The sequence below is a fragment of the Rhodopseudomonas palustris genome (assembly GCF_003031265.1).
Classification (GTDB): domain Bacteria; phylum Pseudomonadota; class Alphaproteobacteria; order Rhizobiales; family Xanthobacteraceae; genus Rhodopseudomonas; species Rhodopseudomonas palustris_H.
This window is the reverse complement of record NZ_CP019966.1, coordinates 3,117,683-3,132,348: the sequence shown is the minus strand read 5'-3', so window position 1 is coordinate 3,132,348 and position 14,666 is coordinate 3,117,683. Positions and strand designations below refer to the sequence as shown.

The window sequence follows — 14,666 nt, the reverse complement described above, 5'->3', positions numbered from 1 at the left end:
TTCCATGCACGACATCAAAGCGATCCGCGACAATCCGCAGGCCTTCGACGCAGCGTTCACGAGGCGCGGTCTGGCGCCGATCGCCGACAGCCTGATCAAGCTCGACGAAGCCCGCCGCGCCGCGGTGCAGGCCGCCGAGCAGGCGCAGGCCCGGCGCAATGCGGCGTCGAAGGAGATCGGCGACGCCAAGAAGGCCAAGGACAACGCCCGCGCCGAAGCGCTGATGGCCGAGGTCACCGAGCTGAAGACCACGATGCCGGCGCTCGACGCCGCGGTGAAGGAGGCCGACGAGGCGCTGAAAAAGGCGCTGTCGGAGATCCCGAATCTGCCGCTCGCCGAGGTGCCGGAAGGCGCCGACGAGCACGGCAACGTCGAACACCATCGCTTCGGCGAAAAGCCGAGCTACACGTTCACGCCGAAGCCGCATTACGACCTCGGCGAAGCCCTCGGCATGATGGACTTCCAAGCAGCCGCGAAGATGAGCGGCGCGCGCTTCACCGTGCTGAAGAAGGGCATCGCCCGTCTTGAGCGCGCGATCGGCCAGTTCTTCCTCGACGTCCACACCGGCGACCATGGCTACACCGAGGTTAATCCGCCGCTGCTGGTGAAGGACGACGCGATGTTCGGTACCGCGCAGTTGCCGAAATTTCGCGAGGATCAGTTTGCCGCCGGCGCAATCGGCAGCGGCGGCGAGGGCTACTGGCTGATCCCCACCGCCGAAGTCTCGCTGACGAATCTGGTGCGCGAGTCCATCCTCGACGAGAAAGAGCTGCCGATGCGGCTCACCGCGCTGACGCCGTGCTTCCGCGCCGAGGCCGGTGCCGCAGGGCGTGATACTCGCGGCATGATCCGGCAGCATCAGTTCACCAAGGTCGAGCTGGTGTCGATCACCACCCCGGAGCAATCGAAGGACGAGCACGAGCGGATGCTGAGCTGCGCCGAGGAAGTGCTGCGCCGGCTCGGACTGCACTACCGAGTCATGACGCTGTGCACCGGCGACATGGGCTTTGCCTCGCAGAAGACCTACGACATCGAAGTCTGGATGCCGGGCCAGGGCGAGGGCGGTGCGTACCGCGAGATCTCCTCGTGCTCGGTGTGCGGCGACTTCCAGGCTCGGCGCATGGACGCGCGCTCGCGTGGCCCGGACGGCAAGCCGCGTTTCGTTCACACGCTGAACGGTTCAGGCACGGCCGTCGGCCGTGCGCTGATCGCGGTGATCGAAAATTATCAGCAGGAAGACGGCTCGATCGCAGTCCCCGACGTGCTGCAGCCTTATATGGGCGGGCTGAAGGTGATCGCGAAGGCGTAAGGCTGATGACTCTCTCCGTCATTGCGAGCCAACGGGTTGGCGCAAAGCGTCGCCCGATGAAAGGATCGGCGAAGCAATCCAGCTCCGTGCACCGGGCTCTGGATTGCTTCGCTGCGCTCGCAATGACGCTGATACTTGCGGTGACCTTCTTCGTTTCAGTTTCTGTGCTGCCTGCGTTCGCTGCCGGGCCTGCCGAAATGATCTCCGATTTCCGCGCCAAGAACGGCGAGGGCAAGGTGGTGATGGACGCGACGCTGAATGCGATCGCGCAGCGGCAGGCGGTCGCGATGGCGTCGAAGGACGTCCTCAGCCACGAAGCCGGCGGCTCGTTCACCTCGCGCGTCGCGCCGGCCAAGGTGTCGCGCGCCGCCGAGAACATCGCTTACGGCTATCCGGATTTTCCGAACACGCTGAAGCAGTGGATTAACTCGCCCGGTCATCGCGCCAACCTGCTACTCAAAGGCGCCTCCAAGGTCGGCGTCGCCAGCGTCCGGTCGAGCGCGAGCGGCCGGACTTATTGGGCGATGGTGATCGCCGGCGGCGACGAGAAACCGAAGTCGAAGGCAAAGCCGCCGGCCAAGTCCTCGGGCAAACAACCGGCGAAATCGGCCGCAGGCGCCAAGGCCGCGGCCGAACCGCCGGCCACTTGGAGCAAGCAGCTCCCGAAACCTTCCGCCGCACGGGATTGCACAGTGCGGATGCTCGGCCTCTGCCTCTAAAACTGATTGCAAAGCGCGTCGTGCGCGACTTTCCGAACCGTTCGGCAACACGCCGCATCCGGAAATAATTGGAATAGTTCGAACAGTGCGCGGCGCTAAGCGTCCACCTGCTTGCTATGGCCAATTATCGCGGATTTTCCAAGTCATGCGCGTCGACGTTGCTGTCATGTTTGGACCCATTCAAATTGTTCCAGAGCGGCTCGCCCCCCATAAGCCGTTTCCAGTTGTTACAGCTGGGGACTTGGAATGCCGGGTTGGGAAATATCGCGAAAGGTTGCGCTCGCGAGCTGTAGTTTGTTGATCATCGATGGCTGCTTGAGCCGAGAGGGGCATGCTCAGACGAGCCTGCCGTCGGTGACGGTCGATGCGCCGAAGGCGGCGCAGGCGCGGACCGTACGCGCTGATCGCCGTTCGACCGCCACGCAGCAGCGCCGCACCACGCAACGCGTGACGCCTGCTCCGCCTCCGGCCGCGATCGTGCCAGCCTCCGCCACCACGCTGTCGAGCGCGACCGGACCGGTCAATGGCTTCGTCGCATCGGGCAGCGCCACCGGCACCAAGACCAATACGCCGCTGATCGAAAGTTCGCAGTCGGTCTCGGTCGTGACCCAGGACCAGATCCGCGACACCGGCGCTCGCACGGTCGGCGAGGCGCTGGCTTATACGGCCGGCGTGCAGACCCAGCCGTTCGGCTACGACGCACGCTATGATCAGTTCATGATCCGCGGCTTCTCGTCGACGCAATACGGCAATTATCGCGATGGTCTGCGCCAGGGTAACGGCCTCTACGCGTACTTTCGCAACGAGCTGTACGGTGCCGAACGCATCGAGGTTCTGCGTGGGCCATCGTCGGTGCTGTACGGCGCCAACGACGCCGGCGGGCTGGTGAACTACGTCAGCAAGATGCCGCTGCCGTATCGGCTCAACGAAGCCGGCTTCGACGTCGGCAATTTCAACCGCTATCAGGGGCGGTTCGATTTCAGCGGGCCGGTGCCCGGCCATGACGATCTGCTGTATCGCTTCACCGGCCTGGTGCGCGACAGCGGCACGCAGATTCCTGGCACCTGGGACGACCGCGTCTACCTCGCACCGAGCGTCACCGCGAAGCTGGGCGAGGATACGACCCTCACAATCCTGTCTGAGTACACGCACAGCAAGGCCTCGATGTGGCCGTACTACATGCCGAACCCGATCACCGGGCAGGCCACCAACATCCGGCTCGGCGATCCCGCGTTCGATGCGCTGAAGATTTCGCAGGCATCGGTCGGCTACCGGCTGGAGCATCGCTTCAATCCGGCGCTGACGTTCAGGCAGAACGTGCGCATCGGCCATGCGCGGCTCGACGGCGACATGATCGACGGGCTCGGCCTTTCGGACGACGGACGCACGCTCAACCGCTATGCGTCCAATTTCAAGGAAACCCTGAACACGTTTGCCATCGACAGTCAGATCGAAGCCAAGCTGGTGACCGGACCGATCAGGCACACCGTGCTGACGGGTGTCGATTATTTCCGGCAAGCCACGAATTTCGGCTACTCGGTCGGGACGGCTCCGCCGCTGGACCTGACCAATCCGGTGATCGGCGTCGGATTTCCGACCTCAGCACTGTCGCTGGCCGCCGCCAATCGGCAGACGCTCGGGCAACTCGGCCTCTATGTGCAGGATCAGCTCGCGCTCGGCGGCTGGCGCCTGACGATCGGCGGCCGGCAAGATTTCTCCGAGCTGTCGCAGTACAACGAACTGTCGAGCACGACCACCGACAGCAAGCCGGATCGCTTCACCGGGCGCGCCGGGCTGCTGTATCTGTTCGACAGCGGCGTCGCGCCTTACGTCAACTACGCGACGTCGTTCCTGCCGCAGGCCGGAACCACGGCGCCGGGGCGGGGTGCATCGCCGTTCGCGCCGACCACCGGCGAGTCGATCGAGGCCGGCATCAAGTATCAGCCGCGCGGCTGGAATAGCTATTTCACCGCGACCTGGTTCAACCTGACCAAGGACAATGTGCTGACGGTCGATCCGGTGTTCGGCGCGATGTATTCGGTGCAGACCGGTCAGATCCGGTCGCGCGGGACGGAATTGGAGGCCGTGCTGTCGCTCGCGGAGGGGCTCAAGGGGATCGCGTCGTACAGCTACACCAGTGCCGAAGTGACGCGCAGCAACGATGCCGATCTCGGCAAGGTGCCGATCGGCGTCCCGACCCAGCAGGCGGCAGTGTTTATGGACTACACGTGGCAGACCGGCGCGCTGGCCGGGTTTGGTCTTGGCGCGGGCGTGCGCTGGATCGATCGGACCTGGGCGGATTCGATCAATACCGTGCGCAATCCGGCGATCACCGCGTTCGATGCCGGCGTGCATTACGATTTCCGCGGCATGCGGCTTGCGGTGAATGCGCGCAATCTCGCCGACGAACGCGTCGGCATCTGCAACGGCGGCAATTGCACCTTCACGCAGGGCCGCACCGTGCTCGGCAGCGTCACTGCGCGCTGGTGACGTTCGGCGCCACCTTGGCGACCCCGCGTCTCGGGCGGGCCGGCCGATTCCGGCCGGCTTGGGCCTGAATTTGCCTCTCGCGGCTGGGCCGGATATGACGACGGCCTTAAGAAAGACCTTCAGAGAGGCGGCCCAGCGACATGCGGATTCTGTGCACCAACGACGACGGCATTCATGCGCCCGGCCTGCAGACGGTCGAACAGATCGCCCGTGCGATTTCCGACGACGTCTGGGTGGTGGCGCCCGAGCTCGACCAGTCCGGGGTGTCGCATTCGCTGTCGCTGAACGATCCGCTGCGTCTGCGCGAAGTCGGCCCGCGGCACTTCGCGGTGCGCGGAACGCCGACCGACTGCGTGATCATGGGTTCGCGCTTCATCCTCAAGGACAAGGCGCCGGATCTGGTGCTGTCGGGCGTCAACCGCGGCCGCAACGTCGCCGAGGACGTGGTCTATTCCGGCACCATTGCCGGCGCGCTGGAAGGCACCATTTTGGGCCTGCCGTCGTTCGCGCTGTCGCAGGAATTCACCATCGAGACCCGTAACGCGCCGCTGTGGGAGACCGCGCGGACTCACGCGCCCGACATCATCCGCAAGGTGATGGCCGCGGGCGTGCCGAAGAACACCGTGGTCAACATCAACTTCCCGGCCTGCACACCCGACAAGGTCAAAGGCGTGGTGGTGACGCGGCAGGGCAAGCGCAATCCCGGCTTCCTGCGCATCGACGAGCGTCACGACGGCCGCGGCAATCCGTACTACTGGATCGGCTTCGAGAGGATCAAAGTCGAAGACATGCCGGCCGAAGGCACCGATCTCGCTGCGCTCGCCGCCAACTTCGTCTCGGTGACGCCGCTCAAGCTCGACCGCACCGACGAAACGTTCTCCGCAGCGCTGACCAAGACGCTGGCGTGAGATCGAGCGCGTAGGATGGGTTGAGCGCAGCGAAACCCATCTAGCAGGTCGCCCGAGGTCGACGGGGCGCGGCGTTCAATGGCGTACGGTTGAGAGGTCGCGCGGCGAAGCGGCCAGGAGGAAGCGTGGCCGCGCAGGTCCCCCGTCGCATGTCATAGTCGGACGCGTGGGCATGCCGCTACGCGCTGTCTTTCAATTCTGCGGTCAATGCAAATGCCCCTCCCTGATCGGTTCCACATCGCCGCGGATCCTGAGTACGCCCGTGCTGCCGCAGAACGTCTGTTTGCTGCTGTTCAGCAGCAGCTCGTCGCCGTTCTGCCCAAGACCTGTGAGCTCCTGCACATTGGTGCGACGTCAGTTCCGGGATGTCTCACCAAGGGCGACCTCGACATCGTCGTCCGGGTGGAGCGCAAAGACTTCCAGGCCACGGAGGCCGCGCTCGCCGCCCGCTACGCGCGCAATTCAGGTTCGGTGCGGACCAACGAGTTCGCCGCCTTCGAAGACGACGCCAGCACGCCCCATCTCGGCATCCAGCTCACCGTAAAAGGCGGAGCGTTCGACGTTTTTCACCGCTTTGCCGACGCGCTACGCGCCGACCCGGCTCTGGTGAGACGCTACAATGAGCTTAAGCTGGCGTATGACGGGCAACCGATGGACCGTTACAGGGGCGCAAAGGACGCCTTCGTGACGGACGCGCTGCGTGGTGGCTCGGCTGAACCCGGGGGTGAGCGCGGGGAGTGACGCGGCAGCTACGCCGCGCCGCGCAGTGTGGCGTCGAGAGCCTGCTTCAGGGATTCGATCTGGAACGGCTTCTGCAGTGCGGGGCGGTCGCGATAATCTTCCGGCACGCCCTGGGTGCCGTAGCCGGTGGCGAAGATGAAGGGGCGGTTCCGCGCCTTCAACAGATCGGCGACCGGCGAGATCACCTTGCCGTTGACGTTGACGTCGAGGATCGCGATGTCGAATTCGGTGGCTTCGGCGAGCTGCAGCGCCTCGTTGATTTCGCCGGTCTCCGCGGCCACCGAGAACCCGAGCTCCTCCAGCATGTCGACGACCATCATGCGGATCATCGCTTCGTCCTCGACCAGGAAAACGGAGCCGCCGGTCGGACTCGGTGTCGTCATCGGGTGATGTCCTCGAGAAGGTGCTGTCGCGCGCCGGTCGATCGCACCGGCGCTTTCAACGAACACCGTCGCAAATAAGCGACGCGATGGCAATTGCAAGCTCGGCGCGCGTGTGCGTGACGGTCCGCACTTGCAAGGTTTCGTTCCGCACGCCAACACTCTGCTGAGAATCGCGCCAACTGGAACCCGACCGGGCGAGGCGCACGACCGATCGCGAGACCCGAAATGCCGAGCCCCGCGGCGCCGCCGCCCGAAAAGATGATGTTCCAGCTCAGCCTGCGGCGGCGCGGCATCAGCGATCAGGCGGTGCTGCGGACGATGGAGGCGGTGCCGCGCGACCAGTTCGTCGACCCCAACTATCGCGACGGCGCCTGGCGCGACACCGCGCTTCCGATCGCCTGCGGCCAGACCATCAGTCAGCCGTTCGTCGTCGCCTTTATGACCGAGCAGCTCGAGCTGCGGCCGCGCGACCGCGTGCTCGAGATCGGCACCGGCTCCGGCTACCACGCCGCGGTACTGTCGCGGCTTGCGGCGGACGTGCTCAGCTTCGAGCGCTTCAAGACGCTCGCCGATCGCGCCCGCAAACGACTCGCCGAGATCGGCTGCCGCAATGTCGAGGTGGTGTTCGGGGACGGATTCGATCTGCCGGAGACCGCCGGCACCTTCGACCGAATCCTGGTGACCGCCGCCGTCCCCGAGCTGCCCGAGCGGCTGCTCGAGCGACTCGATCCCGGTGGTGTTCTGATCGCGCCGGTCGGACCACCCAACGGTCGCCAGAAGCTGCTGCGTGTGCGCCGCACACCGACCGGCGATGAGCACAAGGTGCTGGGCGAGGTCCGTTTCGTGCCCGCGCTCCGCGGCACCGCACGCGAACTCTGAGCGCGCTCGATTTTTCGATTTCTCAGCGTCAACAAGCGGTTTCCTCGCAAGGTTAAACGGTTGTTTACTGGCGCGGTGTTTACTCAATTTACCAATCGTATTGCGTATGAGTGAGTAACCATGTCCCGCGTTGCCGCGTTGCTTTGCTCGCGCCGCGCCCCGCAGATTGCGGTGCTGGCGTTGATGTCTGTCGGTTTCAGTGCGTGCAGCGCCGACATGCAGACACGCTTTCAACAGGCCCCGTTCGGGCCGGTTGAGACCACCGGATCGGTGGCGCCTCCACAACACCGCCAGGAACTGCCGCAATACGCGCGGCCCCAGTATCAGTCCCAGCCGCAATACCAGTCGCAGGCGCTGCCGCCGATCACGGCGCCGTCGTCCTATCCGGTGGCAAACGGGGGCGGGGGCTTCTCCGGCGGCGGTCGCGGTGTTGCGTCCTACGAACCTCCGGCGCGTGCGCCGCTCGATCAGACCGGCACCGTGCAGGCGCCGCGCTCGGTCGCTGCAGCCCGGCCGATGCCTGCCGCTGCTCCCGCCGCCGCGCCGGTGCATGCGCCCGGCACCACGATCATCGTCGGCACCAGCGATACGCTGGAAATCCTGGCTCAGCGCTACAACGTCTCGACCGCCGAGATCCTGCGCGCCAACGGCTACAAGGGCCCGCGCCGGCTGCAGCCCGGTCAGCAGCTGGTGATCCCGAGTCGCACCACGGCGACCGCCCAGGTCGCGGCTCCGATCGCCGCGCCGGTGGCTGCTCCGCCGGCTCCGCGTCCGGTCGCGACCGCTGCGCCGGCTCCGGCCCGGGTGCACTACGTCAACAATGGCGACACGCTGATGAATATCGCGCGCCGCAACAACATCTCGCTCGGCGAGCTGGCGCGCTACAACAACCTCACCACCACGACCAAGCTGAAGCCGGGCATGAAGATCAACGTGCCGGGCGCTCAGGTCGCTGGTCTCGCGCCGGCACAGCCGCCGATCCAGGCGCCGGCCGCCGCGCCGATGGCGGCAGCGCCGGTGCGGATGGCCAACGTCGCTCCGACTGCGCCGGCCGAGCCGCCGCAGAAGGCCCGGATGGTTGCGCCGACCGAAACTCCTGAAGCCGCTGCCCCTGCCGAAGCTGCGCCGGTGAAGGCGGCCGAAGCGACCGGCGCGTTGCCGAGCTTCCGCTGGCCGGCCCGTGGCCGGGTGATCGCAGCCTACGGCGCCAAGACCAATGGCAAGTCCAACGACGGCATCAACCTGTCGGTGCCGGAAGGCACGCCGGTGAAGGCCGCTGAAGATGGCGTCGTCGCCTACGCCGGCAGCGAGCTGAAGGGCTACGGCAATCTGGTGCTGATCCGTCATTCCAACGGCTACGTCTCGGCCTACGCCCACGCCAGCGAACTGATGGTGAAGCGCGGCGAGACCATTAAGCGCGGTCAGGTGATCGCCAAGTCTGGCCAGAGCGGCGAGGTGTCCTCACCGCAGCTGCACTTCGAAATCCGGAAGGGATCGACTCCGGTCGACCCGCTTAAGTTCCTCAACGGCGCCTGAGCAACGCGGTTGAGCGATACTGGGGAAGAAGAAATGCCCGGCCCGAATGGCCGGGCATTTTTATTTGATGCCGCGATCCATGAAGCCGAACTAACAATCTTTAGGGACGAGTCCTCGTCCACTTCGGATTCGCGGGGCGAACGAGGCCGCTGACGAACGCCCTGATGGCGTCGAGCAACGGACGTTGGTCACCTGCAAAGAACCAGTGGTCGTCGCCGTCGAGCTCGACGAATTCGGCACCGGCGATCCGAGCGGCCATGTCGCGTCCCGCCGCGATCCGGACGGCGCGGTCGCCGCGGCGGTGTAGCACCAGGGTCGGCACAGTAAGTTGGGGCAGCAACTCCAGGACATCGGCGTCGCGCAAAGCCGCCAGCACCGCCCAGATGCCACCGGGACTGGAAGCAGCGCGGAGCAGCCCGGCCCACCAAGCTTTGGATTTGGCGTCGTGCGCCAGGCTGGGGCCGAAGGTCTCGATGCCGGCTGCGCTGCCCCATGCGCCGATCAGCTGCCGGCGCCAAACCTCGTACTGCTCCACCGTCAAGGCGTATGGATAGTCCGGGGCGCGGCACCCTTTGGCAAGCGAGCCGAACAGGATCAGGCCGGCGACGAGGCGGGGATGATCGACCGCGAATTTGATGCAGGCCGGCCCGCATTCGGATGCACCAAACAGCACGACGCGGCGCGCCCCTGCGGCCCGCAGCACGGTGCCGATATCCTCGGCGGTGACGTCGACATTCGGCGCGGAGCCGACCCGGTCGGACAGTCCGACGCCGCGGCGGTCGAAGATAATCAGCCGTCCGAGCGCCATCATCGAAACGAGAAAGGCCCGGCACGACGGATGCTCCCAAACCCGTTCGACATGCGACACGAACCCCGGCATGACCAGGATGTCGAGCTCGCCGTTGCCGAAGGTCTGATACGCCAAGTGGATGCTGTCGCCCTCGGCATAGCGCGTCGCCGGGACGGCGAGAGCGGCGGGCGGCGCCGCCCCATGCATCAACTCCTCGGTTTCGGTCTCGGGCGTCACCCCAAGTTCATCGCGCAGCCGCCGGGTCAGCGCGGCGTGATGGCGTTCCGCAGCCAGGCGGTCACCTGCCAGCAGCAGACTGCGGATCAGATGGCGGCCGTAGATCTCGCTGAGCGGATCTAATTCGACCAGACGCGTCGCGCGAACTGCGGCTGCTGCGTGATTGCCGGCGGCGTTGTTGTCCTGCACCAAGCGCTCCAGTGCGTGCAGGTAGCGTCCGCGCAGCGCCTCGCGGCGGAAGAACGCCCATTCTTCGAACTCGGCGCAATCCGGCAATGCGAAGCCGGCGAGAAAATCGCCGTGATAATAGCTGCAGGCTTGCGCGAAGTCTCCACGCTCACAGGCGGCTTCAAACAGCTGCGTGTCGACGCTGAGTTCGACCGAGGGCGACCAACGCAGGCTGGTGCGGTCGGTCTCGAACACCGGCTGACCCAGCGCCTGCTCGATGCGGTGCAGCAAGCGCCGCAGCCGCGCGCGTGCAACGTCGATGGCGCTGTCCGGCCACAGGAGGGTGGCGACGACGTCGCGGGACACAACTGCACGCGCTTCTGCGAGATGCACCAGCAGCGCCAGCCCCTTGCGCAGATTGAGCCTGACAGGACCGTCGAAGCTGCGGATCTCGGGAAACCCGAAGGTTTGGAGCTGAAATCCGGTCACGACATCTGTCCCGGTGCGATCCGGCGTGGGCCGAGGGGACGGGCAGGGGACGGTGCGGCGGTAGCAATCGTGCCTGATCGCCGTCGAATGGCGGTCGTTACCGCATCGCCTGCCGCCGCCGGCGGCGGCCCAACCGGAAACGCACTCATGATCAAACGCCTCCTGATCCCGACCTACGGTCTGTTGAGCTATGCCGTGTTCCTTGTCTCGATGATCTACGCGCCCGGCTTTTTCGGCAACACGCTGGTATCGAAATCGATCGATGTCGGCGGCGTGTCCAGTCCGGGCCAGGCCGTCCTCATCAATCTTCAACTGATCGGCCTCTTCGCGATCCAGCACAGCATCATGGCGCGCCAGCGCTTCAAGCAGTGGTGGGCGAGGCATCTGCCCGCGCCGTGCCAGCGCAGCACTTACGTGCTGCTGACGAGCCTGCTGCTTCTGTTGCTGTTCTGGCAGTGGCGGCCGATTCCGGTCGTGGTCTGGAGCACCAGCGGCATCGCCGCCTGGTTGCTGGTCGTGCTGTATTGGCTGGGCTGGGGGCTGGTCTTGGCGTCGACCCACATGATCGATCACCTCGATCTGTTCGGGCTTCGCCAGAGCTTCTCAGCGCTGCGCGGCACCGAGCCTTTGCGCCCAACGTTCCGGACGCCCATCCTGTACAGGATGGTGCGGCACCCGCTGATGCTCGGTTTCTTGATCGTGTTCTGGGCGACGCCTGAGATGACGGCGGGTCATCTGCTGTTCGCGGTCGTCATCACGATCTACATCCTGATCGCGCTGCAATTCGAAGAGCGTGACCTGATCGCCGAATTCGGTGCGACCTACCAGCAGTATCGCGAGCGCGTTCCGATGCTGCTGCCTCGTGTCCTCCGCCGGACCGCACGACGGCACGCCGCTGGACAAGCCGGCGCCGTGCGCGATGAGAGCGGAGCGGCGGTTTCGCCTCCATCCGGCGGCTGAGCCGGCCGGCGAGAGGTTGCACGAACCTTTCGGTGATCCGATCGGTTCAGCGATCGAACTTGTAGGATGCCTGTACGAAGGTGCCGTAGCGCTCGACCCGGATCGGCAGCAACTGGGTCGGCACAGGGCTGCCGAAGCCTGCGGTGTCGACGTCGGTCGCCCACATCGCCCAGTAGCGGCCACCGACACCGACGTTGAACCTCGAGGTGATGTCGTAAGTCAGAATAGCTTCGAGTTGGACACCGCGGCCGGTGCCCCATGCGGGCGAATCTTTGCTCGCTTCGTCTGTGCGAGCATAATGGATGTCGAGCGCGGAAATATGCGTGTAAGGCAGATAAGCCGCGTCGACGACCAGCTTGGTGTTCGGCGCGACAGCCAAAGTGCCGTTGGCGCCGATCCGCAGCGAGTGCCAGTCTTCGTACTGGCTGATCGAAATTCCATCCGACGATCCGCAGAATGCTGTCGGAAAAGCAAGCGCGATCTGGTGGCAATTGAACGCATCCTTGCGGTCGCGGTAGAAATTGTAGCCGGCGAACACGCCGAGCTTGCCGAACGTGTCGCTGAACAGATCGATGCCCACGTCCAGCGTCGCGTACCCGATCGTGCCGGTGACCTTGTTGTGATCTGTGTTCGAATACGCAGTCGCGCCTTTTGGATAGGTGGGGAACCAGTCTTCGTCGTTCATCTTGCCGGCCACCAACCCACCGCCGCCGGCAAATCCCTTGAGAAACAGCTTTTGCGGACCGTCGATCCGCCAGAACACTTCGCCGGAATGACCGTCGCTCTCGTAGGTGAGGCGCGATACCAGATGTTCCTGGAGCGCGCTGTTGGTGCTCATCGTCAGATCGTTCTGATAGCGGCCGTGGCTGTACCAGTAACGGGCGCCGACTTCGAACTGCCAGGCCGACCAGCGATCGGCCGCGTGCGCTTTCACCGGCAGCAGCGGCGCCTGATCGAAACCGCCGTCGCCGCGGCCGAAGTAATAGTTCAGCCCGAGCTTTATCAGGTGCATGTCCTGATGCACCTGCGTGGGGGCGCCGGCGGTGTCGACCAGGGTCTTTGGGTCGAACGGAATCTGCAGAAAGCCGCCGCCGGGCGTGTCGATGCCGCGGCGACCGAAATTGGCGTAGTCGTATTCGGCGCGCACCGCCCAGCGCGACGACAGCGCGTACTCGATCCCGGCGCCGACGGTCCAGCCCCACCGCGTGGTGTCGAGCTCAGCAGCCGGCTGATTGAGATAGTCGGAGGCGTTGGTCGTCATCCGGAAGTTGCCGACCAGAACCGCGCCGCCGCCTTTTAAGTACATCAGCGAGCGCCCGTCGGGACCGAAACTGTGGCCGAGCCGGCCGGTGAGGGTGCCCAGCATATGTTCGCGCACGCGGCAGTTCGCTGAGACGAACTGACCGGAGTAAGCGAGGCAGGTGTCGGTGCCGTCGGCGTCGATCGCCGACGCATCGAGTTCAACACCAAGCACCCAGGGCGATCCGGGAGCCTGCCAGTTGTAGCCGGCCTGCAGACCGGCCAGGGCTTTGGGGGCGCGCACGGTGTCGCCGTAGATCGACGGTCCAAACGGGTTGTCGACCTTCGCGGTTCCAAATCCGGCGCCGAGATGGCCGCCGAGATAGAAGCCGGTCCAGCTCCAGGCCGGAATGGCTTTGACGGCCGGAGGCCGCGACAGATCCCCAGCTTGCGCAGCGCCGCAGGATGCGGCGAGCACGGCAGAAACCCAGATGATGGACGTGCGCACGGCCTTTGCCCTCAAGGTCGCATGATCGACGCGGCAACACGACCGCCAGCGCGGCGGCGCGTGTCCGCGAATCGAGACTGCAGTTTAGGGACGAGATGTTCGGTTTGCGAACTCGGTAAGCTCCGAGTCCGGTTCGACTGTTGATCGAACCGAACTCGTGAAGGCTGTTACTTGGTTCCGAGTCGCACCTTGAGGCGGCCGGCGAGATCCTGCACGAACTGCCAGGCGACGCGGCCGGAGCGGGAGCCGCGCGTGGTCGACCATTCCAGCGCTTCGCGCTCGAGCTGCTCGTCGTCGATCGCGATGTCGTAGTGCGCGCAGTAGCCGCGCACCATCGCTAGGAATTCATCCTGGCTGCATTTGTGGAAGCCGAGCCAGAGGCCGAACCGGTCGGACAGCGACACCTTTTCCTCGACCGCTTCGCCTGGATTGATCGCGGTCGAGCGCTCGTTCTCCATCATGTCGCGCGGCAGCAGATGCCGCCGGTTCGAGGTCGCGTACAGAATGACGTTGTCGGGGCGGCCCTCGATGCCGCCTTCGAGCACGGCCTTGAGCGATTTGTACGAGGCGTCGTTGCCGTCGAACGACAGATCGTCGCAGAACACGATGAATCGGAAGTCGGAGGCGCGCAGCAGCGTCATCAGCGCCGGCAGGCTCTCGATGTCCTCGCGGTGAATTTCGATCAGCTTCAGCCGTCCGGCGACGTCGGGCCGCTCGTTGACATGCGCGTGAGCGGCTTTGACCAGCGACGATTTGCCCATCCCGCGCGCGCCCCACAGCAGCGCGTTATTGGCGGGCAGGCCGGTAGCGAACCGCTCGGTATTTTCGATCAGCGTGTCGCGCATCCGGTCGACGCCCTGCAGCAGCGACAGGTCGACCCGGCTGACCCGGGGAACCGGTGCGAGACGCCCCTCGGGCTGCCAGATGAACGCATCCGCCGAATTCAGCGCGGCATCGGCCGGGGCGGCGGAAGTGCCCGCCAGGTGGGCGGAAATGCCCTCCAAGGCCTTGGCGATCCGCTCCAGCAATGCGCCGTCGAGGGGCGCGCCGGGGGACGTCCCCGATGGGCGGCGCTTTGCCGCCGCTGCACGGGCGGGCTTGCGGGTGGCGGACTTCGGGGCGGCTTTGGCGGGGCGGGATTTTGTCTTTTTGGCCATGCTTGCACTTCCTGATGCCGCAGCCATATCGGGCCATGTCACCCCCGGCAACCCATGGAAATGGGAGCGCTATGAGGCGGGTGGCAGCGTTGCAATTGGGACCGCGGCGGTTATAGTCCGCGCGAATTTGCGCCCCCCGGCCGACGCTTCCGC

At 65.4% G+C, this 14,666-nt stretch carries 12 protein-coding genes; 8 read left to right on the top strand and 4 right to left on the bottom strand.

All coding sequences use genetic code 11. The features are described from left to right. The first annotated feature begins 4 nt into the window (after positions 1-4). The 5 genes from serS (at position 5) to RPPS3_RS14610 (ending at position 6,167) form a co-directional block, all read left to right on the top strand. Positions 5-1,309: a serine--tRNA ligase gene (gene serS, locus RPPS3_RS14630; protein ID WP_107344749.1), complete on the top strand. Its 1,305-nt coding sequence runs from the start codon at positions 5-7 to the stop codon at positions 1,307-1,309. Positions 1,310-1,431: 122 nt separating this feature from the next. After that, on the top strand, positions 1,432-2,028 hold the full coding sequence (locus RPPS3_RS14625; RefSeq protein ID WP_234819959.1) for a CAP domain-containing protein: 597 nt from the start codon (positions 1,432-1,434) through the stop codon (positions 2,026-2,028). 354 nt (positions 2,029-2,382) lie between these two features. Next, positions 2,383-4,518 (top strand): TonB-dependent siderophore receptor, encoded by a 2,136-nt coding sequence (locus RPPS3_RS14620; RefSeq protein ID WP_159060687.1) that lies wholly within the window; start codon positions 2,383-2,385, stop codon positions 4,516-4,518. A 140-nt stretch (positions 4,519-4,658) separates the two neighbouring features. Continuing rightward, positions 4,659-5,426, top strand: a complete 768-nt coding sequence (surE, locus tag RPPS3_RS14615; protein WP_107344746.1) for a 5'/3'-nucleotidase SurE — start codon at positions 4,659-4,661, stop codon at positions 5,424-5,426. A 213-nt stretch (positions 5,427-5,639) separates the two neighbouring features. Continuing rightward, the gene (locus RPPS3_RS14610) at positions 5,640-6,167 is read left to right on the top strand and encodes a GrpB family protein (RefSeq protein WP_107346612.1); all 528 of its coding nucleotides are present in this window, start codon (positions 5,640-5,642) and stop codon (positions 6,165-6,167) included. 8 nt (positions 6,168-6,175) lie between these two features. Here RPPS3_RS14610 and RPPS3_RS14605 read toward each other — a convergent pair whose 3' ends face one another. Then, positions 6,176-6,550: a response regulator gene (locus tag RPPS3_RS14605; RefSeq protein ID WP_011158390.1), complete on the bottom strand. Its 375-nt coding sequence runs from the start codon at positions 6,548-6,550 to the stop codon at positions 6,176-6,178. Positions 6,551-6,775: 225 nt separating this feature from the next. Here RPPS3_RS14605 and RPPS3_RS14600 point away from each other — a divergent pair, with 225 nt between their 5' ends. Together RPPS3_RS14600 and RPPS3_RS14595 are read left to right on the top strand one after the other, a co-directional pair. Next, positions 6,776-7,429, top strand: coding sequence for a protein-L-isoaspartate(D-aspartate) O-methyltransferase (locus tag RPPS3_RS14600; RefSeq protein ID WP_107344745.1), 654 nt, complete (start codon positions 6,776-6,778; stop codon positions 7,427-7,429). Between the two features lie 120 nt (positions 7,430-7,549). Next, entirely contained in the window at positions 7,550-8,965 is a 1,416-nt protein-coding gene (locus RPPS3_RS14595; RefSeq protein WP_107344744.1) for a peptidoglycan DD-metalloendopeptidase family protein, read from the top strand. Between the two features lie 100 nt (positions 8,966-9,065). Here the strand turns inward: RPPS3_RS14595 and RPPS3_RS14590 are convergent, their stop codons facing one another. Further along, positions 9,066-10,649: an alpha/beta fold hydrolase gene (locus RPPS3_RS14590; protein ID WP_107344743.1), complete on the bottom strand. Its 1,584-nt coding sequence runs from the start codon at positions 10,647-10,649 to the stop codon at positions 9,066-9,068. Positions 10,650-10,796: 147 nt separating this feature from the next. On the opposite strand from RPPS3_RS14590, the gene mddA reads away from it, so the two are divergent. After that, positions 10,797-11,609, top strand: a complete 813-nt coding sequence (gene mddA, locus RPPS3_RS14585; RefSeq protein ID WP_107346611.1) for a methanethiol S-methyltransferase — start codon at positions 10,797-10,799, stop codon at positions 11,607-11,609. A 46-nt stretch (positions 11,610-11,655) separates the two neighbouring features. On the opposite strand, the gene RPPS3_RS14580 is transcribed toward mddA, so the two are convergent. Next, positions 11,656-13,356, bottom strand: coding sequence for an outer membrane protein (locus RPPS3_RS14580; protein WP_107344742.1), 1,701 nt, complete (start codon positions 13,354-13,356; stop codon positions 11,656-11,658). A gap of 167 nt (positions 13,357-13,523) precedes the next feature. Then, positions 13,524-14,513: an ATP-binding protein gene (locus RPPS3_RS14575; protein ID WP_107344741.1), complete on the bottom strand. Its 990-nt coding sequence runs from the start codon at positions 14,511-14,513 to the stop codon at positions 13,524-13,526. Positions 14,514-14,666 lie beyond the last annotated feature (153 nt).